Annotated in this window: 18 protein-coding genes; 13 read left to right on the forward strand and 5 right to left on the reverse strand. The window is 54.2% G+C overall.

The window, feature by feature from the left end:
• Window positions 1-18: 18 nt before the first annotated feature.
• The 9 genes from OGV80_RS04775 (at window position 19) to OGV80_RS04815 (ending at window position 8,467) form a co-directional block, all read left to right on the forward strand.
• Window positions 19-234 carry a DUF2575 family protein gene (locus OGV80_RS04775; protein ID WP_072033398.1) on the forward strand — a complete coding sequence of 72 codons (216 nt, stop codon included), beginning with the start codon at window positions 19-21 and terminating at the stop codon, window positions 232-234.
• Between the two features lie 7 nt (window positions 235-241).
• Window positions 242-1,180 carry a bifunctional riboflavin kinase/FAD synthetase gene (gene ribF / locus OGV80_RS04780; RefSeq protein ID WP_003829725.1) on the forward strand — a complete coding sequence of 313 codons (939 nt, stop codon included), beginning with the start codon at window positions 242-244 and terminating at the stop codon, window positions 1,178-1,180.
• 37 nt (window positions 1,181-1,217) lie between these two features.
• Window positions 1,218-4,034: an isoleucine--tRNA ligase gene (gene ileS / locus OGV80_RS04785; protein WP_043018371.1), complete on the forward strand. Its 2,817-nt coding sequence runs from the start codon at window positions 1,218-1,220 to the stop codon at window positions 4,032-4,034.
• Window positions 4,034-4,531: a signal peptidase II gene (lspA, locus tag OGV80_RS04790; RefSeq protein ID WP_003018932.1), complete on the forward strand. Its 498-nt coding sequence runs from the start codon at window positions 4,034-4,036 to the stop codon at window positions 4,529-4,531. Before ileS ends, lspA begins: the two co-directional genes overlap by 1 nt.
• Before the next feature lie 117 nt (window positions 4,532-4,648).
• Window positions 4,649-5,098, forward strand: a complete 450-nt coding sequence (gene fkpB, locus OGV80_RS04795) for an FKBP-type peptidyl-prolyl cis-trans isomerase (RefSeq protein WP_003018929.1) — start codon at window positions 4,649-4,651, stop codon at window positions 5,096-5,098.
• Window position 5,099: 1 nt separating this feature from the next.
• Window positions 5,100-6,050, forward strand: coding sequence for a 4-hydroxy-3-methylbut-2-enyl diphosphate reductase (ispH, locus tag OGV80_RS04800; RefSeq protein ID WP_043018372.1), 951 nt, complete (start codon window positions 5,100-5,102; stop codon window positions 6,048-6,050).
• Between the two features lie 66 nt (window positions 6,051-6,116).
• Window positions 6,117-7,031, forward strand: coding sequence for a ribonucleoside hydrolase RihC (gene rihC / locus OGV80_RS04805; RefSeq protein ID WP_043018373.1), 915 nt, complete (start codon window positions 6,117-6,119; stop codon window positions 7,029-7,031).
• A gap of 97 nt (window positions 7,032-7,128) precedes the next feature.
• On the forward strand, window positions 7,129-7,692 hold the full coding sequence (locus tag OGV80_RS04810) for a glucose-6-phosphate isomerase family protein (protein WP_286513864.1): 564 nt from the start codon (window positions 7,129-7,131) through the stop codon (window positions 7,690-7,692).
• Window positions 7,685-8,467, forward strand: coding sequence for a glucose-6-phosphate isomerase family protein (locus OGV80_RS04815; RefSeq protein ID WP_286513867.1), 783 nt, complete (start codon window positions 7,685-7,687; stop codon window positions 8,465-8,467). Before OGV80_RS04810 ends, OGV80_RS04815 begins: the two co-directional genes overlap by 8 nt.
• A 68-nt stretch (window positions 8,468-8,535) precedes the next feature.
• On the opposite strand, the gene OGV80_RS04820 is transcribed toward OGV80_RS04815, so the two are convergent.
• Genes OGV80_RS04820 through OGV80_RS04840 form a run of 5 tightly spaced genes read right to left on the reverse strand, consistent with a single transcriptional unit; the run spans window position 8,536 to window position 12,849 of the window.
• The gene (locus tag OGV80_RS04820) at window positions 8,536-9,354 is read right to left on the reverse strand and encodes a PTS system mannose/fructose/sorbose family transporter subunit IID (RefSeq protein ID WP_043018376.1); all 819 of its coding nucleotides are present in this window, start codon (window positions 9,352-9,354) and stop codon (window positions 8,536-8,538) included.
• Window positions 9,354-10,154, reverse strand: a complete 801-nt coding sequence (locus OGV80_RS04825; protein WP_286513870.1) for a PTS mannose/fructose/sorbose/N-acetylgalactosamine transporter subunit IIC — start codon at window positions 10,152-10,154, stop codon at window positions 9,354-9,356. The genes OGV80_RS04820 and OGV80_RS04825 overlap by 1 nt, the downstream gene beginning before the upstream one ends.
• A gap of 10 nt (window positions 10,155-10,164) precedes the next feature.
• Window positions 10,165-10,659: a PTS sugar transporter subunit IIB gene (locus OGV80_RS04830; protein WP_003837349.1), complete on the reverse strand. Its 495-nt coding sequence runs from the start codon at window positions 10,657-10,659 to the stop codon at window positions 10,165-10,167.
• Window positions 10,660-10,670: 11 nt separating this feature from the next.
• Complete coding sequence (locus OGV80_RS04835; RefSeq protein ID WP_043018379.1) at window positions 10,671-11,099, reverse strand: PTS sugar transporter subunit IIA; 429 nt, start codon at window positions 11,097-11,099, stop codon at window positions 10,671-10,673.
• A 4-nt stretch (window positions 11,100-11,103) separates the two neighbouring features.
• Complete coding sequence (locus OGV80_RS04840; protein ID WP_193145986.1) at window positions 11,104-12,849, reverse strand: class I mannose-6-phosphate isomerase; 1,746 nt, start codon at window positions 12,847-12,849, stop codon at window positions 11,104-11,106.
• A 188-nt stretch (window positions 12,850-13,037) separates the two neighbouring features.
• Here OGV80_RS04840 and OGV80_RS04845 point away from each other — a divergent pair, with 188 nt between their 5' ends.
• From OGV80_RS04845 to carB, 4 genes are all read left to right on the forward strand, one after another.
• Window positions 13,038-14,045, forward strand: a complete 1,008-nt coding sequence (locus OGV80_RS04845; protein ID WP_087052195.1) for a LacI family DNA-binding transcriptional regulator — start codon at window positions 13,038-13,040, stop codon at window positions 14,043-14,045.
• A 133-nt stretch (window positions 14,046-14,178) separates the two neighbouring features.
• Window positions 14,179-15,000, forward strand: coding sequence for a 4-hydroxy-tetrahydrodipicolinate reductase (gene dapB / locus OGV80_RS04850; protein WP_043018382.1), 822 nt, complete (start codon window positions 14,179-14,181; stop codon window positions 14,998-15,000).
• Between the two features lie 455 nt (window positions 15,001-15,455).
• On the forward strand, window positions 15,456-16,604 hold the full coding sequence (gene carA, locus OGV80_RS04855; RefSeq protein WP_043018383.1) for a glutamine-hydrolyzing carbamoyl-phosphate synthase small subunit: 1,149 nt from the start codon (window positions 15,456-15,458) through the stop codon (window positions 16,602-16,604).
• An 18-nt stretch (window positions 16,605-16,622) separates the two neighbouring features.
• Window positions 16,623-19,850 carry a carbamoyl-phosphate synthase large subunit gene (gene carB, locus OGV80_RS04860; RefSeq protein WP_047406289.1) on the forward strand — a complete coding sequence of 1,076 codons (3,228 nt, stop codon included), beginning with the start codon at window positions 16,623-16,625 and terminating at the stop codon, window positions 19,848-19,850.
• Window positions 19,851-20,074: the final 224 nt, after the last annotated feature.

A 20,074-nucleotide genomic window follows, 5' to 3' on the forward strand; every position in this document is an offset into this window, starting at 1 on the left:
AAATAAGCGCCGTTTAAATTGCAGCACTCGTTGCGTAGTGATGGCGCAGGATTCTACCAGCTTGCGTGGCGTGAATACAGCTTTTCCACGAGAAAAATTGCATTAGCGTGCCGTAGAAGGTCTGCAATTTGTTTCATAACAATGAAAACAATCCTCTTTCTGTTTCGTAGAAACAATCGCCGGTTAACGTTGACCGCGGTACAGGGTATACTTTCACGATTTTCACTGTTTTGAGCCAGACATGAAGCTGATACGAGGCATACATAATCTCAGTCAGGCCCCGCATGGGTGTGTGCTGACTATTGGTAATTTCGACGGCGTGCACCGTGGCCACCGCGCGTTGCTGCAGGGCTTACGGGAAGAAGGACGCAAACGCAATTTACCGGTGATGGTGATGATTTTCGAGCCGCAGCCGCTTGAGCTGTTTGCGACGGACAAGTCACCTGCGCGCCTCACCCGCCTGCGGGAAAAACTGCGTTATCTGGCAGAGTGCGGCGTTGATTACGTGCTGTGCGTGCGTTTTGACAGGCGCTTTGCGGCATTAACGGCGCAGACCTTCATCAGCGATCTGCTGGTTAAGCGCCTTGGTGTACAATTTCTTGCCGTTGGCGATGATTTCCGCTTTGGCGCTAGCCGTGCGGGCGATTTCTTGTTATTACAGGAAGCGGGCGCTGAGTATGGTTTTGATATCACCAGCACCCAAACCTTCTGTGAAGGCGGTGTGCGCATTAGCAGCACCGCGGTACGTCAGGCGCTGGCAGAAGATAACCTGCAACTGGCCGAAAGCCTGCTTGGGCATCCATTTACTATCTCAGGACGCGTCGTTCACGGTGATGAGTTAGGGCGCACCATTGGTTTTCCGACGGCAAATTTACCGCTTCGTCGCCAGGTTTCTCCGGTGAAAGGGGTTTATGCGGTTGAAGTTATGGGACTGGGTGACAAACCGTTGCCCGGCGTCGCCAATATCGGTACCCGCCCGACGGTAGCAGGGGTACGCCAACAGTTGGAAGTGCATCTATTGGACGTTGTAATGGACCTGTATGGTCGCCATATAGATGTAGTGCTGCGTAAAAAAATACGCAGCGAACAGCGATTTGCCTCGCTGGATGAACTAAAAGCGCAGATTGCGCGTGATGAGTTGACTGCCCGCGAATTTTTTGGGCTTACAAAACCGGCTTAATGCCTATACGAGTTTTAAATACGGAACCGAGAATCTGATGAGTGACTATAAATCAACCCTGAATTTGCCGGAAACAGGGTTCCCGATGCGCGGCGATCTCGCCAAGCGTGAACCGGGAATGCTGGCGCGTTGGACTGATGATGACCTGTACGGCATCATTCGTGCGGCCAAAAAAGGCAAAAAAACCTTCATTCTGCATGATGGCCCTCCTTATGCGAATGGCAGCATTCATATTGGTCACTCGGTTAACAAGATTCTGAAAGACATTATCGTGAAGTCCAAAGGACTCACGGGCTATGACTCGCCCTACGTTCCGGGCTGGGACTGCCACGGTCTGCCAATCGAGCTGAAAGTAGAGCAGGAATACGGCAAGCCGGGCGAGAAGTTCACCGCCGCGGAGTTCCGCGCCAAATGCCGTGAATACGCTGCTACGCAGGTTGACGGTCAGCGTAAAGACTTTATCCGTCTTGGCGTGCTGGGCGACTGGTCACATCCGTACCTGACCATGGACTTCAAAACTGAAGCCAACATCATTCGCGCGCTGGGTAAAATCATCGGCAACGGTCACCTGCACAAAGGTGCGAAGCCGGTGCACTGGTGCGTTGACTGCCGTTCCGCGCTGGCGGAAGCGGAAGTTGAGTATTATGACAAAACCTCCCCGTCCATCGACGTGGCGTTCCACGCTGCCGATCAGGACGCGGTGAAAGCGAAATTTGGTGTTTCTGACGTCAACGGCCCGATCTCGCTGGTTATCTGGACCACCACCCCGTGGACGTTACCCGCGAACCGCGCAATTTCTCTGGCGCCTGATTTTGACTATGCGCTGGTGCAGATTGACGGGCAGGCCGTGATTCTGGCGAAGGATCTGGTTGAAAGCGTCATGCAGCGTATTGGCGCGGCTGAATACACTGTTCTTGGCACGGTGAAAGGCGCTGAACTGGAACTGCTGCGCTTTACCCATCCGTTTATGGGCTTTGACGTGCCGGCAATTCTTGGCGATCACGTTACGCTGGATGCGGGTACCGGTGCGGTCCATACCGCTGGCGGTCACGGTCCGGATGACTACGTCATCAGCCAGAAATACGGTCTGGAAATCGCTAACCCGGTTGGCCCGGACGGCGCATACCTGGCGGGTACCTATCCGGAACTTGACGGTGTGAACGTCTTTAAAGCTAACGACAAAATTGTTGCGCTGCTGAGCGAAAAAGGCGCGCTACTGCACGTTGAGAAGATGCAGCATAGCTATCCGTGCTGCTGGCGCCACAAGTCGCCGATCATCTTCCGCGCGACGCCGCAGTGGTTCGTCAGCATGGATCAGAAAGGTCTGCGTGCGCAGTCGCTGAAAGAGATCAAAGGCGTGCAGTGGATCCCTGACTGGGGTCAGGCGCGTATTGAATCGATGGTTGCCAACCGTCCTGACTGGTGTATCTCCCGTCAGCGTACGTGGGGTGTGCCGATGTCTCTGTTTGTTCACAAAGACACTGAAGAGCTGCATCCGCGCGCTGTCGAACTGATGGAAGAAGTCGCCAAACGCGTTGAAGTTGACGGCATTCAGGCGTGGTGGGATCTCGATCCGAAAGATATCCTCGGCGACGAAGCTGACCAGTATGTCAAAGTCCCGGATACGCTGGACGTGTGGTTCGACTCTGGTTCAACCCACTCATCCGTCGTGGACGTGCGCCCTGAGTTTGCAGGCCATGCGGCCGATATGTATCTGGAAGGCTCTGACCAGCACCGCGGCTGGTTCATGTCCTCTCTGATGATCTCCACCGCCATGAAAGGCAAAGCACCTTATCGCCAGGTACTGACCCACGGTTTCACCGTTGATGGTCAGGGCCGTAAGATGTCCAAGTCTATCGGTAACACCGTTTCTCCGCAGGATGTGATGAACAAACTGGGCGCGGATATTTTGCGTCTGTGGGTCGCTTCAACCGACTATACCGGTGAAATGGCCGTTTCTGACGAAATCCTGAAACGTGCTGCCGACAGCTATCGTCGTATCCGTAACACCGCGCGCTTCCTGCTGGCGAACCTGAACGGGTTCGATCCGGTAAAAGATATGGTGAAACCGGAAGAGATGGTGGTACTGGACAGGTGGGCGGTAGGCTGTGCGCAAGCGGCGCAGGAAGAAATCCTGAAAGCTTACGAAGCCTATGACTTCCACGAAGTGGTACAGCGTCTGATGCGCTTCTGCTCTGTAGAAATGGGTTCGTTCTACCTCGACATCATCAAAGACCGTCAGTACACCGCGAAAGCGGACAGTGTGGCGCGTCGTAGCTGCCAGACTGCGCTGTTCCATATTGCAGAAGCGCTGGTTCGCTGGATGGCGCCGATCATGTCCTTCACCGCCGATGAAATCTGGGGCTACCTGCCGGGCGATCGTGAGAAGTACGTCTTTACCGGGGAATGGTACGAAGGTCTGTTTGGTTTAGGTGAAACCGAAGCGATGAATGACGCCTACTGGGACGAGCTGCTGAAAGTGCGCGGCGAAGTGAACAAGGTCATCGAGCAGGCGCGTGCGGATAAGAAAGTCGGTGGTTCTCTGGAGGCGGCAGTGACCCTGTACGCTGAACCAGAACTGGCGGCGAAACTGACCGCGCTGGGCGAAGAGTTGCGTTTTGTTCTGCTGACCTCCGGTGCGACGGTTGCGGATTATGCAGCGGCTCCTGCTGATGCTCAGCAGAGCGAACTGCTCAAAGGTCTGAAAATCGTTCTCGGCAAAGCCGAAGGTGAGAAATGCCCGCGCTGCTGGCATTACACTACCGACGTCGGCCAGGTGGCGGAACACGCAGAAATCTGCGGACGCTGTGTCAGCAACATCGCCGGTGATGGCGAACAACGTAAGTTTGCCTGATGAGTAAGCCTCTTTGTTCAACAGGACTACGCTGGCTGTGGCTGGTGGTAGTCGTGCTGATTATCGATTTAGGCAGCAAATACCTGATCCTCCAGAACTTTGCTCTGGGGGATACGGTGTCGCTGTTTCCGTCGCTTAATCTGCACTACGCGCGTAACTATGGTGCGGCGTTTAGCTTCTTAGCTGACAGCGGCGGCTGGCAACGTTGGTTCTTTGCCGGTATCGCTATTGGTATCTGCGTTATCCTGATGGTGATGATGTATCGCTCGAAGGCAACGCAGAAGCTAAACAACATCGCGTATGCATTAATCATTGGCGGTGCGCTGGGCAACCTGTTCGACCGCCTGTGGCACGGCTTCGTGGTTGATATGATTGACTTTTACGTCGGCGACTGGCATTTCGCGACATTCAATCTGGCCGATACAGCTATCTGTATCGGGGCGGCATTGATTGTTCTCGAAGGCTTCCTGCCGTCGAAAGAGAAAAAAGCCGCATAAAAAAATGCCGGATGGCGCTATGCTAATCCGGCTTACAATATACTGCGATCCTTGTAGGCCCGGTAAGCGTAGCGCCACCGGGCAAACAGGCGGCAGCAATTTTAAAGAGCAACCTGCATGTCTAAATCAGTACAGAGTAACAGTGCGGTGCTGGTGCACTTCACCCTTAAGCTCGACGATGGCTCCACCGCAGAGTCAACCCGCAATAACGGCAAGCCTGCGCTGTTTCGCCTGGGCGACGGTTCTCTGTCTGAAGGACTGGAACAACACCTGCTGGGGTTAAAAGAAGGTGATAAAACCACTTTTGCTCTGGAACCGGATGCCGCCTTTGGCGTGTCAAGCCCGGACTTAATTCAGTATTTCTCGCGTCGGGAATTTATGGACGCGGGTGAGCCAGAAATTGGCGCTATCATGCTCTTTACCGCAATGGACGGCAGTGAGATGCCTGGCGTGATCCGCGAAATTAACGGTGACTCGATCACGGTTGATTTCAACCATCCGCTGGCCGGGCATACCGTTCATTTTGATATTGAAGTGCTGGAAGTCGAACCGGCACTGGAGGCGTAAAATGCAGATCCTGTTGGCCAACCCGCGCGGTTTTTGCGCTGGTGTAGACCGCGCTATCAGCATTGTGGAAAACGCGCTGGCTATTTACGGCGCGCCGATTTATGTCCGTCATGAAGTGGTGCATAACCGCTATGTGGTGGATAGCCTGCGCGAGCGCGGTGCTATTTTTATCGAGCAAATCAGCGAAGTGCCGGATGGCGCGATCCTGATTTTCTCCGCTCATGGCGTATCTCAGGCGGTACGTAACGAGGCCAAAGGCCGTGACCTCACGGTTTTTGATGCGACCTGCCCGCTGGTAACGAAAGTGCATATGGAAGTTGCCCGCGCCAGCCGTCGCGGTGAAGAGTCGATTCTTATCGGCCACGCTGGTCACCCGGAAGTCGAAGGCACAATGGGCCAGTACAGCAACCCGCAAGGGGGAATGTATCTGGTTGAATCACCGGAAGATGTGCTGAAACTGGACGTCAAAAATGAAGGCAAATTATCCTTCATGACGCAGACCACGCTCTCCGTTGACGACACCTCTGACGTCATTGACGCGCTGCGCCAACGCTTCCCGAAAATTGTCGGGCCGCGCAAAGACGATATCTGTTATGCCACCACCAACCGTCAGGAAGCGGTTCGCGCGCTGGCGGAACAGGCTGATGTTGTGCTGGTGGTCGGCTCGAAAAACTCCTCTAACTCCAACCGTCTGGCTGAACTGGCCCAGCGAATGGGGAAAGCAGCGTATTTGATTGACGATGCGACCGACATCCAGGAAGCGTGGGTGAAAGAAGCTACGTGCGTAGGCGTGACGGCCGGAGCCTCGGCGCCGGATATCCTGGTGCAAAACGTGATTGCTCGCCTGCAAGAGCTTGGCGGTGGAGAAGCTATTCCGCTGGAAGGCCGTGAAGAAAACATTGTTTTCGAAGTACCGAAAGAGCTGCGTGTGGATGTTCGTGAAGTAGAGTAAGTCTTTCCGGTTACGATTATGAGAAGATGCCAGACTTAACGTCTGGCATTTTTTTATGGAGAAACCATGCGCTTACCGATCATTCTTGATACCGATCCCGGCATTGATGATGCCGCCGCTATTGCCGCCGCGCTGTTTGCCCCTGAGCTGGATCTGCAACTAATGACCACGGTAGCAGGCAATGTGTCGGTGGAAAAAACCACCCGTAATGCGTTGCAACTGCTGCACTTCTGGAATGCGGATGTTCCGCTGGCGCAGGGAGCATCGATGCCGCTGGTGCGACCGCTGCGTGATGCCGCTTCCGTACACGGCGAGTCCGGTATGGAAGGGTATGAGTTTGTCGAGCACGATCGCCAGGTGATGGCAAAACCCGCCTTCCAGGCGATTCGCGATGCGCTGATGCATGCCCCGCAGCCCGTGACGCTGGTGGCGATTGGCCCGCTGACCAACATTGCGTTGCTGCTGACCCATTATCCTGAATGCGTATTCAACATTCAGCGTCTGGTGATTATGGGGGGGTCAGCCGGGCGCGGGAACTTCACGCCAAACGCCGAGTTTAATATTGCTATCGATCCCGAGGCTGCCGCGAAAGTTTTCCAGAGCGGGCTGGAGATTGTGATGTGTGGGCTGGATGTCACTAATCAGGCCATGCTCGCCCCAGACTATCTGGCGACGTTGCCTCAGCTTAACCAGACGGGAAAAATGCTGCACGCGCTGTTTAGCCATTACCGTAGCGGCAGCATGAATACGGGGCTGCGAATGCACGACCTGTGCGCTATTGCCTGGCTGGTGCGCCCAGAACTGTTTACCCTGCAGCCGTGCTTCGTGGCGGTTGAAACCCAGGGCGAATATACCTCGGGTACGACGGTGGTGGATATTGAAGGGCGTTTGGGTCATCCGGCAAATGCCCAGGTCGCGCTGGGCCTTGACGTTGAGGGGTTCCAGCAGTGGGTGGCAGAGGTGCTGGCGCTGGCGCCATGAGGCTGTGATCCGGCCCGCAATATGCAAACAGAATTAGCAGGTTAATCGATTAATCTGCTAATCTTACCCTGTTGTTCTCCTCGGGCCGGAGACACATATGAACCTTTCTTTTATCCAGCCACCGCAGGTGGCGTGGGCAAGCGGCGCTTTGGCCGATGGCCCGTTATTGCGCAAATCCACCCGTATTCAGGATCTTACTCACGTTTTTGTCGATGAACGCGCCCGTCAGCAACTGGCTGGCGAGCAGGTCGTGTATGACGTTGAGATGCTGGATACATCTCCCGCAGATGGTGAACTCTACACCGGCGTTACTCATCTTTATCCTGGCCGGGTCGGCTGCGAATATTTTATGACCCGCGGGCATTTCCATGCGCGCCGCGAACAGGGGGAAGTCTATTTTGGCTTGCGTGGCACCGGTTTGCTGCTGTTGCAAACCGAACAGGGCGACGCGAGGCTGGAAAAGGTATTCGCCGGATCCGTCCATATTATCCCTGGCTTTACCGCACATCGGTTAATCAACACCGGGGAGGAGGTGCTGTCGGCGCTCGCCGTATGGCCGGGGATTGCGGGACATGATTATGCGGCGCTTGCCAGGGGCTTCAGAATAAGAGTCTTTGAAGAAAATAAGAGGGTTCAGGCGAAGGAGGTACAGAATGGCTGACTTAGCGCATTCTTACGGCCTCGATATGACGGTTCATCATTGCCCGCTTGGTTTTAGCTATGGGGATGAGGTTACCGGGCCGATGCCGGAAATTCGTCAACTCGATGACATCCGCGCCTCGCTGCGCGATCCATACTGTGAAGGGCCGCAAGAGGTGTATGCCATTGCGATGGATGTGGCGCGAATGCAGGATCGCGAAGAGTTGAAAAAGCGGATGCTGTTGTTTGGCGTGGTGACCTATGCGGCGGGACGGCTGGGGGAGGAGCCGGTGCGTAGTCAGGGACATATTCATCGTATCAGTCAGCACAGCGGCTGGTCCCCGCCGGAGCTTTACGAAATCTGGCAGGGAAAAGCGATAATCTATATGCAGGAGTATGTTGAGGACGACCCGGGCCGCTGTTTCGCTGTGATCGCTGAACCCGGTGAGAAAGTGCTGGTACCACCCGGTTGGGGACATGCGACCATATCCGCAGACCCGAATGTACCGTTAACTTTTGGCGCGTGGTGCGATCGTGAATATGGTTTTGAGTACGAGGCCGTTCGTGCGCATAAAGGGTTGGCGTGGTATCCGTTACTGCAGGGAAACAACGTTATCTGGCAGCATAATCCGCGTTACACTCCTGGACGACTGCAGGCCGTAACGCCCCGACAATATACCGAGCTTTCGATTACTTCCGCACCTGTTTACCAGCAATTCATCGAGGACCCGGCGCGTTTTCGATTTATCTCGCGCCCGGATAAGCACTCTGAGTTGTGGCAAAACTTTCATCCATAAAGAGCCGGGGCATAGCCCCGGTACTGATATTGCCGGATAAGCGGATGCGCCATCCGGCAAATGACAGGCTACCCTGCAAACAGGCCCGTGGCGACGCCGATGGCGGCCAGTATCAACAGTAAAATCATCGCCTTCACTGGCGACACACCACGTTTGGCCATCAGATACCAGGTGCCAAGCACAACAATCAGCGGCAGTAACTGTGGGAAGATACCGTCCAGCATTTGTTGAACGTGGATATTCACTCCATCTTTGGTAATAAATTCCAGCCCGGTACCCAGCTTAACGTAGCTTGCCGCCACGCCTCCCATAACAAACACGCCCAGCAGCGATAACGCTTCACGCAGACGGGCAGACTTGCTACTCACCAGCATTTCCACCGAGCCGGAACCCATCTTGTAGCCTTTCAGGAACAGGAACCACGAACCGGGAATGATGATAGCCAGCCAGGCAACAGTATAAAACAGCGGCCCCAGAATGTTCCCGCCGGCCGCCAGGGCCATACCGATGCTGAGCAAGATAGGGATCAACATGCCAGGGATCATTGAATCGCCGATCCCGGCAATAGGGCCCATCAGACCAACCTTCAGGGTATTGATGGTCTCCCCATCGATCGGCTCACCGTTCGCTTTTTTCTCTTCCAGCCCCAGCACCATGCCATTTACGATCGCGCCTATCTGGGGTTCCGTATTATAGAACGAGGCGTGGCGGCGCAGCATCTCAGTGCGCTGGGCTGCGTCGGGATAGAGCTTTTTCGCCACCGGGAGCATACTCAGGCAAAAGCCAAAAGATTCCAGACGTTCAAAGCTCATCGATGACAAGTTGTGCATCATCCATGCGCGCCAGCAGCGGCGAAGATCTTTACGTGTAAGTGTACGTTCTTCCATCAGAATTCATCCTCATCATCATCGGCTACCGACTTTGCATTCGAGGCCTGCGGCGGTTCCGGTTTGTAGTTGTAATGGATCAACGCCAGCAGCGAACCGACGATCACCAGCGCGACCATGTTGAGTTTTAAAAAGACGATGCAGACAAAACCGACGAGGAAGTAGATCAGCATGGTGTAGTTTTTGATGATCTGCTTGAGCAAAATCGCGATCCCGACGGCGGGTAAAATGCCGCCCAGTACGTTCATCGTCGACAGAACAATTTTCGGTAAACTGTCCATAAAACCGCTGATGTATTGTGCCCCGAAGTAGACTGCAATAAAGGTCGGTACAAAGCGCAGGACAAAGTTTGTCACCTGTGGCCAGATGGCGCTGTTCAGGTAAATGCCGCGTTCGTCGCCCCGTTCAAGCGCCACATCTGCCCGGTGATTCCAGAAGGAGTTCAGTACCATCATCGCGTTAAACAAAATGGTTCCGGCGATACCGATGGTGGCTGCCAGCGCGACCGCGACCTCAGGGCCTTTTCCGGAAAGGATCCCTAAAGCAATTGCCGGATAAGCCACAAAGTTGAGGTCGGCGGGCATCGAACCGCCGGGTGTAACCATCGCGATATACACCGCCTGAACCGCAACGCCAATCATGATCCCGGTTTTAATGTCGCCGAGGATAATCCCGACCAGCATTCCGGAAATCAGCGGGCGGGTGATCAGGTACCAGCCGCCGGTCAGTCCCAGCAGCCAGGGGCTGCTGAGGGCGCCGAGATAGCAAAGTATGCCAATCAACGTAGCTTCGATAATCATCGTGCGCTCCTTATTTCAGCTTCTGACGTGCGTCCTGCCAGCTGTAGCAACTGGCATCAGGAACCAGGCGAAACTCAACCAGGTGCCCATGCTGCGTCAGCCAGTCAAAGGCGGCAATTTCATCCCCGTTGACCGACTGATTCGGGCCGATGGTGGTGGTATCAGCACGGGCACTCATTGGACCCACATTAATCTTGCCGTTGGCATTTTTCAGGCTGATACCGGCTTCTTCAATGCGTTTGAGCGTCACGGGGGATTTGCCAATGACGAAATAACGCTTCTCGCTGGCAATGACTTTCGGCAGTTTTTCAATCGCGGTGGCCGTATCAAACAACCAGACTTTGGTGTCCTGCACTGCGCCTTTCATCACCGAAGAGAGCAGAGGGTCGGCCGCGACGGCGTCGTCTATCGCGACAATTCCGTCACAGGGCAGCTCTTTGGCCCAACGTGTCACGAGCTGCCCATGGATTACGCGGTCATCGATACGTACAAAAGAAATACTCATAGTGGTTTCCTTTAAAAATCGTCGGACTGAACGGATAAAACCGGGGCGGCTTTAATCAGCGTGGGTACCGTCAACGCCAACAGCTCGACGGCTGCGGTGTGAACGTCCGTTAAATGGCGGATCTCCTCGCTTTGTAACAGCATCGGGAAATTAACTCCCGCTACCACGGCAACGGGAGGAACCGTTTGTGCAGAAAACGCATGATGGCAGGCGACATTCCACGGCGTACCGCTTTGCATGTCACACAGCACCAGAACGCCGTCAGCGTCTTTCCCGGCACTTGCGAGGACCTGAGAGAACGTCTGTTTAAACCCTTCGATACCTGCCTGTTCGCTCAGCGTGACGGGATAAACATGTGGTAATTCTCCGTAAACCATACGACCGCTGGCGAGAAGCGCGTCCGCCAGGGGACCATGGGTGGCAACAATAACGTTAATCATGCGCTTATCCTCTGACCCAGGCCTTAATCGTGGCGAGCTGTTGTCCGATGCCTTTGCCAAACGGCGAAATGCGATACTCTCCAACGGCGGCTGGGATGATAAAGGTCTCTGCATAGTTGACGACAAACGGGGCAAACGCGCCGCTCGGGCTTTCGACAACGGCCTGCGCGCCTTCGACCAGGTTCAGGACGTTTACGCCGCCATGGGTATGGTGAGTGACCGGTGCCGTAAACCAGTGGCGACGCGTTTCGATAAATTCGCGTTCGTGCATTCCGGTTCTTTCTTCTCGCCAACCTTCTCCTTCAGCGAGGGGTTCAATACGGTTGACCAGGTTGTCGTGCACCCATTGCGTGTCACGCTGCCAGTCAATAACCTGCTGACCGTGATCCAGATGTACCGGGCGCGGTAAGCCGTCTAACCCTAAGCGACCCCAGTCCCACAGTTTGAAGGTGAAAATATACGGCGTTGCGCTGATCTCCAGCACCATGGTGCCTGCTCCCGAACAGTGAACGGTTCCGGCGGGGATCAGGAAGTGATCGTGTTTATGCGCAGGGATCTGATTCACGAATCGTTCATCATCAAACGTTTTTTCACCACGACCCGCGGCACGCAGATCGTCGAGCATATCCTGCGGCGCGATCCCGGTTTTGGTGCCGAGATACACCATGGCGTCCGGCTCGGCTTCGAGAATGTAATAGCTCTCATCCTGGGTATAGTGCATGCCAAACTGCTGCTGAATGTATTCGGTGAGCGGATGAACCTGAAAGCTCAAATTCTGACCGCCAATGGTGTCAAGAAAGTCAAAACGGATCGGGAATTCCGCGCCAAAGCGCGCATGGACTTTTTCGCCTAACAGGGGGCGGGGACAGGTCAACACCAGATCCTGAGAGGGGATCTCGATCCGCACGTTGCCAAAACGCAGTAACAGGCTGTTTTCCTCGGGCACGCAATCAAAACACCACGCGTAATTGGGGGCTGAGGGATCGAGATCGAAGCGTTGTTTCATCCATTGCCCGCCCCAGACGCCGGGGTCAAAGAAAGGGGCAACGCGAAACGGTTGTTGGGTGGTTTGTTGCAGACCGGCGCGTAGCGCGTCGCCGCTGACCATCGCAGGACTATTTTCTACCGTGGTATCGAGCAAATAATCGGCGCGTTTGAGTAACGGCGTTTTGTGTTTGTCGAAGACCCGCCATTCAATGAAAAAAGCACGTTTGTAACGACGAAGAATATCTTCATCCTGGTTTTCTGCCCCCCAGTTACCCAGCCCGTTATGGCGCATGCGTTGCTGAATTTCCCAGCGCGGAAGGTCAGCATAAACCAGCACGTCACCCGGGTGCGCCAATGCAGCGCCAGAGCCGTATACCACGACCAGTCCTTCACTAACGGCATCAATCTGTTGGCGGAGCTGGCTGAGTTTGTCGCTATCAAAAAATTCATCCAGGTGATGACAGGAAAGCACGCCGAATACGCGATCGTCGGTCAGGTTACGTGCCAGTAAATCATGCAGGGCCTGCTCATCGCGACGAGCGGATTCAATATTCAGTACCAGAGCGGTATCAAACGTCCTGATAAGCTGTTGCTCCAGCTCGTCAAGCCGCACGCCCGGATAGCAATCCACGATCAATACGGTTTTGGCTGCGCCAGAAACCCTGGTGTTAAGCACAGAATGGATTGACGACCAACCCTGCCAGGCGTGGTTGTCATAGCCCTGAACGTTAACCTCAGGGTATTTATTATAGGTTGTACGCATTTTCTTTCTCCGTGTTGGCTTATTTAAGATTAATCGATTAACCTTGTTTTCATAGTGTGGTTAACGCGATTAACCCGCCATAATCAGAATCCAGTGCGGTGAAATACGCGTTAGCGTGATGTGAATCACAGGTAAAAAGACAAGATTTCGGTTATTCGATTAACCTTCGTAATAAATCAGGAGAAGTCATGACAACAGTCACGTTGGCGCAGGTAGCTGAACGCGCGGGAGTCTCCACGGCAACCGTTTCAATGGTGTTGCGTAACCGGGGGCGCATTTCTCAGGCCACGCGTGACCGGGTGCTCAAAGCGCTGGATGATGCTGGGTACGTTTATAACCAAACTGCCGCCAACCTGCGTAACCGGAGCAGTAATCAGGTCGGATTGTTGTTACACGATATCACTAACCCTTTTTACGGTGAGATGACGGCAGGGCTAAGCCACGAGATGGAACGGCATGACCTGCTGTTGTTTCTGGCAAACAGCGAAGAGTCAGGAGAGCGGCAGCAAAAATTTGTTGATTCGCTGATGCGCAATAATGCCTGCGGCATGGTGCTCTGCGCGGCGCGCGAAACGCCGACATCCTTCTTTGAAGCGCTGAAAAGGCGCAATATTCCCGCCATCATGGTGGTCCGTCCCCTTAGCGATCCTGATTTTGATTTTGTGGGCACCGATAACTTTCTCGGTACGCAAATGGCGACCACCCATTTAGTCAAAATGGGGCACAAGAATATTGCGTTTATTGGCGGGAGCCCAAGTTCCGGCAGCCGGGCGCAGCGTATCGGCGGATTCACCAGCACATTGCTGGAGCATGGAATATCGCCGAACCCGCAATGGATAGTGGCGACGCAGGCCAGCCAAATTGACGGCGCAAAAGCGGCGGAGTCTCTTCTTCTGCGTTTCCCGCAAATTACCGCCGCCGTTTGCTATCAGGATATCGTGGCGCTTGGGGTCATGCAGGCATTGCGTAAGATGGGGCGTGAACCAGGACGCGATTTTGCGCTGGTGGGGTTCGATGACATCACCGAAGCGGCGCTGGTACAACCTGCGCTCACCACCGTGTCGGTGGCGGCAAAAGAGATAGGTCGTAAGGCTGGAGAGCTACTTTACAGTCGCATTCAGGGAAATGACGAACCACCGAAACGTATTATTCTGCCGCCTGCGCTGGTGGTCAGAGAATCATGTGGTTTTAGCTGATCGTCATGCCTTTTACTGATATCTCTGCCTGTTTATCATTAAATTCTAATTATCGACGTTTTCGGCTGGCGGCGCAGCGTTGCGCTGGTTAATCTGAAAACGATTTACGTAAAATTAACAAAAGAGAATAGCTATGCATGATGCACAAATCCGCGTTGCCATCGCGGGAGCCGGAGGACGCATGGGGCGTCAGTTGATTCAGGCCACTCTCGGCATGGATGGCGTACAACTCGGCGCGGCGCTGGAGCGCGAAGGTTCTTCCTTACTGGGAAGCGATGCTGGAGAGTTAGCGGGAGCCGGGAAAACGGGCGTTACCGTACAAAGTAGCCTTGAAGCGGTGAAAGATGATTTCGATGTTTTCATCGATTTTACCCGCCCGGAAGGCACGCTGGCGCATCTGGCGTTTTGCCGCCAGCACGGTAAAGGGATGGTGATTGGCACCACCGGCTTTGATGACGCAGGTAAACAGGCTATTCGCGATGCCGCGCAGGAGATTGCTATCGTTTTCGCCGCGAACTTTAGCGTTGGCGTCAATGTCATGCTTAAGCTGCTGGAGAAGGCGGCGAAAGTGATGGGTGATTACACCGATATTGAGATTATTGAAGCCCACCACCGCCATAAAGTGGATGCGCCGTCAGGCACTGCGCTGGCGATGGGCGAGGCGATTGCCGGGGCGCTGGATAAAGATTTAAAAGAGTGCGCGGTCTATTCGCGTGAAGGTTACACCGGCGAGCGCGTACCGGGCACGATCGGTTTTGCCACGGTGCGGGCGGGGGATATCGTCGGTGAGCATACCGCGATGTTTGCCGATATTGGCGAGCGTATAGAGATCACGCATAAAGCGTCCAGCCGTATGACCTTTGCCAATGGCGCAGTGCGATCGGCGATTTGGCTGAAATCAAAGTCAAATGGTCTTTTTGATATGAAAGATGTGCTTGATTTACGCAATTTATAGCTTTTATTACCCTTCGTGATGTGGTTATTGTAATCATAATTACTTGATTACATAGGGCAATATTTTATTGCCCTTTTATTTTTTGCTTTTGAGTGTGTTTTTTCTTTTAATCTAGCATTTGTCTGTATTTTGTTGGGTGATTCTGTTATCTCAATGTAAATTTTGACCAAATGGTCCACTTTTTTCTATCATACTTCATGTTTTTACACTCTTTGCCTGCCGCAAGCGTTTTCCACCCCGAGTTAGCTGATCTTTTTGCCTGTTAAATCGTGTGATTTATCCCAGTGGCGTAAAATAATAATAAAAAATGCCCTTTTGGGTAGACTTTTACGTGGGCTATCTCTAGAATGCCGCCGTTTGCCAGAAATCCATAGGTAAGCAAATTTGCATTGATTCACGAGGTGTTAATGAATTAATATGCAAATAAAGTGAGTGAATATTCTCTGGAGGGTGTTTTGATTAAGTCAGCGCTATTGGTTCTGGAAGACGGAACCCAGTTTCACGGTCGGGCCATAGGGGCAACAGGTTCGGCGGTTGGGGAAGTCGTTTTCAATACTTCAATGACCGGTTATCAAGAAATCCTCACTGATCCTTCCTATTCCCGCCAAATCGTCACTCTTACTTATCCTCATATCGGTAATGTCGGCACCAACGAAGCCGATGCAGAATCTTCTCAGGTACATGCGCAAGGCCTGGTCATCCGCGACCTGCCGCTGATTGCCAGCAACTTCCGCGATACTGAAGACCTCTCTTCTTACCTCAAACGCCATAACATTGTGGCGATTGCCGATATCGATACCCGTAAGCTGACGCGTTTGCTGCGTGAAAAGGGCGCACAAAACGGCTGCATCATCGCGGGCGATAACCCGGATGCGGCGCTGGCACTGGAAAAAGCGAAAGCCTTCCCGGGTCTGAACGGTATGGATCTGGCGAAAGAAGTGACCACCGCGGAGCCTTATAGCTGGACGCAGGGGAGCTGGACGCTGGCCGGTGACCTGCCGGAAGCTAAATCCGCCGATGAACTGCCGTTCCACGTTGTGGCTTACGATTTCGGCGCCAAACGTAACATTCTGCGTATGTTAGCGGACCGCGGCTGCCGCCTGACGGTGGTTCCGGCGAAGACCTCCGCAGAAGACGTGCTGGCGATGAATCCAGACGGCATTTTCCTGTCCAACGGCCCTGGCGACCCGGCGCCGTGCGACTACGCGATTACCGCGATTCAGAAATTCCTCGAAACCGATATTCCGGTATTTGGCATCTGCCTCGGCCATCAGCTGCTGGCGCTGGCGAGCGGTGCGAAGACCATTAAGATGAAGTTTGGCCACCACGGCGGCAACCATCCGGTAAAAGATATTGATAACAACACCGTGATGATCACCGCGCAGAACCACGGTTTTGCGGTCGATGAGGCTTCCATGCCTGCCAACCTGCGCGTGACCCACAAGTCACTGTTCGACGGCACCCTGCAGGGGATTCATCGTACCGACAAACCGGCGTTCAGCTTCCAGGGTCACCCTGAAGCGAGCCCTGGCCCGCACGATGCCGCACCGCTGTTCGATCACTTCATCGAACTTGTAGAGCAATACCGTAAGACCGCTAAATAATCAGGAGCTGAGAAGACAATGCCAAAACGTACAGACATAAAAAGCATCCTGATCCTCGGCGCGGGTCCGATTGTTATCGGTCAGGCGTGTGAGTTTGACTACTCCGGCGCGCAGGCGTGTAAAGCGCTGCGTGAAGAGGGTTACCGCGTTATTCTGGTGAACTCCAACCCGGCAACCATCATGACCGACCCGGAAATGGCCGATGCCACCTACATCGAGCCGATTCACTGGGAAGTGGTGCGTAAAATCATCGAAAAAGAGCGCCCGGACGCGGTGCTGCCAACTATGGGCGGTCAGACGGCGCTTAACTGCGCGCTGGAACTGGAACGTCAGGGCGTACTGGCTGAGTTCGGCGTGACCATGATTGGCGCGACGGCGGATGCCATTGATAAAGCGGAAGACCGTCGTCGCTTCGACATCGCGATGAAAAAAATTGGTCTTGATACCGCGCGTTCAGGCATCGCCCACACCATGGAAGAAGCGCTGGCGGTTGCCGCTGACGTTGGCTTCCCGTGCATTATCCGCCCTAGCTTCACCATGGGCGGCACCGGCGGCGGTATCGCCTACAACCGCGAAGAGTTCGAAGAAATCTGCGAACGTGGTCTGGATCTTTCCCCAACCAACGAGCTGCTGATTGATGAATCGCTGATTGGCTGGAAAGAGTACGAGATGGAAGTGGTGCGTGATAAAAACGACAACTGCATCATCGTCTGCTCCATCGAAAACTTTGACGCAATGGGTATCCATACCGGTGACTCCATCACCGTAGCACCTGCCCAGACGCTGACCGACAAAGAATATCAAATCATGCGTAACGCCTCGATGGCGGTACTGCGTGAAATCGGCGTGGAAACCGGCGGTTCTAACGTCCAGTTTGCGGTAAACCCGAAAAACGGTCGCCTGATTGTCATCGAGATGAACCCGCGTGTATCCCGTTCTTCTGCGCTGGCATCTAAAGCCACCGGTTTCCCGATTGCGAAAGTCGCCGCCAAGCTGGCGGTGGGCTATACCCTCGACGAACTGATGAACGACATCACCGGCGGCCGTACTCCGGCTTCATTTGAGCCGTCCATCGACTACGTTGTGACCAAAATTCCACGCTTCAACTTCGAGAAATTCGTTGGCGCTAACGACCGTCTGACCACGCAGATGAAATCTGTCGGTGAAGTGATGGCGATTGGCCGCACCCAGCAGGAATCGCTGCAGAAAGCGCTGCGCGGTCTGGAAGTGGGCGCGACCGGCTTCGACCCGAAAGTAAGCCTCGACGATCCGGAAGCATTGACCAAAATCCGCCGCGAGCTGAAAGACGCGGGCGCTGAGCGTATCTGGTACATCGCCGATGCCTTCCGTGCGGGCCTGTCCATCGATGGCGTGTTCAACCTGACCAACATCGACCGCTGGTTCCTGGTGCAGATTGAAGAGCTGGTGCGTCTGGAAGAAAAAGTCACCGACCTTGGCATTAACGGCCTCGACGCTGACTTCCTGCGCGTACTGAAGCGTAAAGGCTTCGCTGATGCGCGTCTGGCGAAACTGGCCGGCGTACGCGAAGCGGAAATCCGCAAGCTGCGTGACCAATTTAATCTGCACCCGGTCTACAAGCGTGTGGATACCTGTGCGGCAGAATTTGCCACCGATACCGCCTACATGTACTCCACTTATGAAGATGAGTGTGAAGCGAATCCGTCCGTCGACCGCGACAAGATTATGGTGCTGGGCGGCGGTCCAAACCGTATCGGCCAGGGTATTGAGTTTGACTACTGCTGCGTACACGCCTCGCTGGCGCTGCGTGAAGACGGTTACGAGACCATTATGGTCAACTGTAACCCGGAAACGGTTTCTACCGACTACGACACTTCTGACCGCCTGTACTTCGAGCCGGTCACACTTGAAGACGTACTGGAAATCGTGCGCATCGAGAAGCCAAAAGGCGTCATCGTGCAATACGGCGGCCAGACCCCGCTGAAGCTGGCGCGCGCGCTGGAAGCGGCAGGCGTACCGGTTATCGGCACCAGTCCGGATGCTATCGACCGTGCGGAAGACCGCGAGCGTTTCCAGCAGGCGGTTGACCGTCTGAAGCTGAAACAACCGGCTAACGCTACCGTAACCGCCATTGAGATGGCCGTTGAGAAGGCGAAAGAGATTGGTTACCCGCTGGTGGTGCGCCCGTCCTACGTACTTGGCGGCCGCGCGATGGAAATCGTCTATGACGAAGCCGACCTGCGTCGCTACTTCCAGACTGCGGTCAGCGTTTCTAACGATGCGCCAGTGCTGCTGGACCGTTTCCTTGATGATGCAGTTGAAGTGGACGTGGATGCTATCTGCGACGGCGAAATGGTGCTGATTGGCGGCATCATGGAGCACATCGAACAGGCGGGCGTGCACTCTGGCGACTCCGCATGTTCTCTGCCAGCGTACACCCTGAGCCAGGAAATTCAGGATGTGATGCGCCAGCAGGTGCAGAAACTGGCCTTCGAGCTGCAGGTTCGCGGTCTGATGAACGTCCAGTTTGCCGTGAAGAATAACGAAGTTTATCTGATTGAAGTGAACCCGCGTGCGGCGCGTACCGTTCCGTTCGTCTCCAAGGCAACTGGCGTACCGCTGGCAAAAGTCGCGGCGCGCGTGATGGCCGGGAAAACGCTGGCACAGCAGGGCGTAACTAAAGAAGTTATCCCGCCTTACTACTCGGTGAAAGAAGTGGTGCTGCCGTTCAACAAATTCCCAGGCGTTGACCCGCTGTTAGGGCCAGAAATGCGCTCTACCGGGGAAGTGATGGGCGTGGGCCGCACCTTCGCGGAAGCGTTCGCCAAGGCACAACTGGGCAGTAGCTCCACCATGAAAAAGCAGGGTCGTGCGCTGCTCTCGGTTCGCGAAGGCGATAAAGAGCGCGTGGTTGACCTGGCGGCGAAGCTGCTGAAGTTTGGCTTCGAGCTTGATGCGACGCACGGGACCGCGATTGTGTTGGGCGAAGCGGGTATCAATCCACGTCTGGTGAACAAGGTGCATGAAGGCCGTCCGCACATTCAGGACCGTATCAAGAATGGCGAATATACTTACATCATCAACACCACCGAAGGTCGTCAGGCGATTGAAGACTCCAAGCTGATTCGCCGTAGCGCACTGCAGTATAAGGTGCATTATGACACTACCCTGAACGGTGGTTTCGCGACGGCGATGGCGCTAAATGCTGACGCTACCGAGAAGGTGACCTCGGTTCAGGAAATGCACGCGCAGATCAAAAAGGCATAAAAAAAGGGTCCGGTGATAATTGCGTTAACCGGACCAGCAATATAATTTTGAAAGGGTTTCTGTAAAGAAACCCTTTTTTATCTCGTGTAAGGTCATTCCTGGCCAAATGCGCTTTCATAACCACATTTTCAATGTAATAAGCACGATGTTGCTCACACTAATCAACATTCAAGTCGCATACTATCTTTTATATCCACAATTTTAATATGGCTTAGTTTTTATTA

This window comes from Citrobacter sp. Ce119 (assembly GCF_030334525.1).
Classification (GTDB): Bacteria; Pseudomonadota; Gammaproteobacteria; order Enterobacterales; family Enterobacteriaceae; genus Citrobacter; species Citrobacter europaeus.

What these genes read in the sequence shown, in the direction of transcription:
- dapB (WP_043018382.1), top strand. Translation starts at nt 14,179, where the DNA reads ATGCATGATGCACAAATCCGCGTTGCCATCGCGGGAGCCGGAGGACGC.
- OGV80_RS04835 (WP_043018379.1), bottom strand. Translation starts at nt 11,099, where the DNA reads ATGATTAACGTTATTGTTGCCACCCATGGTCCCCTGGCGGACGCGCTT.
- OGV80_RS04840 (WP_193145986.1), bottom strand. Translation starts at nt 12,849, where the DNA reads ATGCGTACAACCTATAATAAATACCCTGAGGTTAACGTTCAGGGCTAT.
- OGV80_RS04825 (WP_286513870.1), bottom strand. Translation starts at nt 10,154, where the DNA reads ATGATTATCGAAGCTACGTTGATTGGCATACTTTGCTATCTCGGCGCC.
- OGV80_RS04810 (WP_286513864.1), top strand. Translation starts at nt 7,129, where the DNA reads ATGAACCTTTCTTTTATCCAGCCACCGCAGGTGGCGTGGGCAAGCGGC.
- fkpB (WP_003018929.1), top strand. Translation starts at nt 4,649, where the DNA reads ATGTCTAAATCAGTACAGAGTAACAGTGCGGTGCTGGTGCACTTCACC.
- ispH (WP_043018372.1), top strand. Translation starts at nt 5,100, where the DNA reads ATGCAGATCCTGTTGGCCAACCCGCGCGGTTTTTGCGCTGGTGTAGAC.
- OGV80_RS04815 (WP_286513867.1), top strand. Translation starts at nt 7,685, where the DNA reads ATGGCTGACTTAGCGCATTCTTACGGCCTCGATATGACGGTTCATCAT.
- carB (WP_047406289.1), top strand. Translation starts at nt 16,623, where the DNA reads ATGCCAAAACGTACAGACATAAAAAGCATCCTGATCCTCGGCGCGGGT.
- ileS (WP_043018371.1), top strand. Translation starts at nt 1,218, where the DNA reads ATGAGTGACTATAAATCAACCCTGAATTTGCCGGAAACAGGGTTCCCG.
- lspA (WP_003018932.1), top strand. Translation starts at nt 4,034, where the DNA reads ATGAGTAAGCCTCTTTGTTCAACAGGACTACGCTGGCTGTGGCTGGTG.
- OGV80_RS04830 (WP_003837349.1), bottom strand. Translation starts at nt 10,659, where the DNA reads ATGAGTATTTCTTTTGTACGTATCGATGACCGCGTAATCCATGGGCAG.
- rihC (WP_043018373.1), top strand. Translation starts at nt 6,117, where the DNA reads ATGCGCTTACCGATCATTCTTGATACCGATCCCGGCATTGATGATGCC.
- ribF (WP_003829725.1), top strand. Translation starts at nt 242, where the DNA reads ATGAAGCTGATACGAGGCATACATAATCTCAGTCAGGCCCCGCATGGG.
- OGV80_RS04820 (WP_043018376.1), bottom strand. Translation starts at nt 9,354, where the DNA reads ATGGAAGAACGTACACTTACACGTAAAGATCTTCGCCGCTGCTGGCGC.
- OGV80_RS04845 (WP_087052195.1), top strand. Translation starts at nt 13,038, where the DNA reads ATGACAACAGTCACGTTGGCGCAGGTAGCTGAACGCGCGGGAGTCTCC.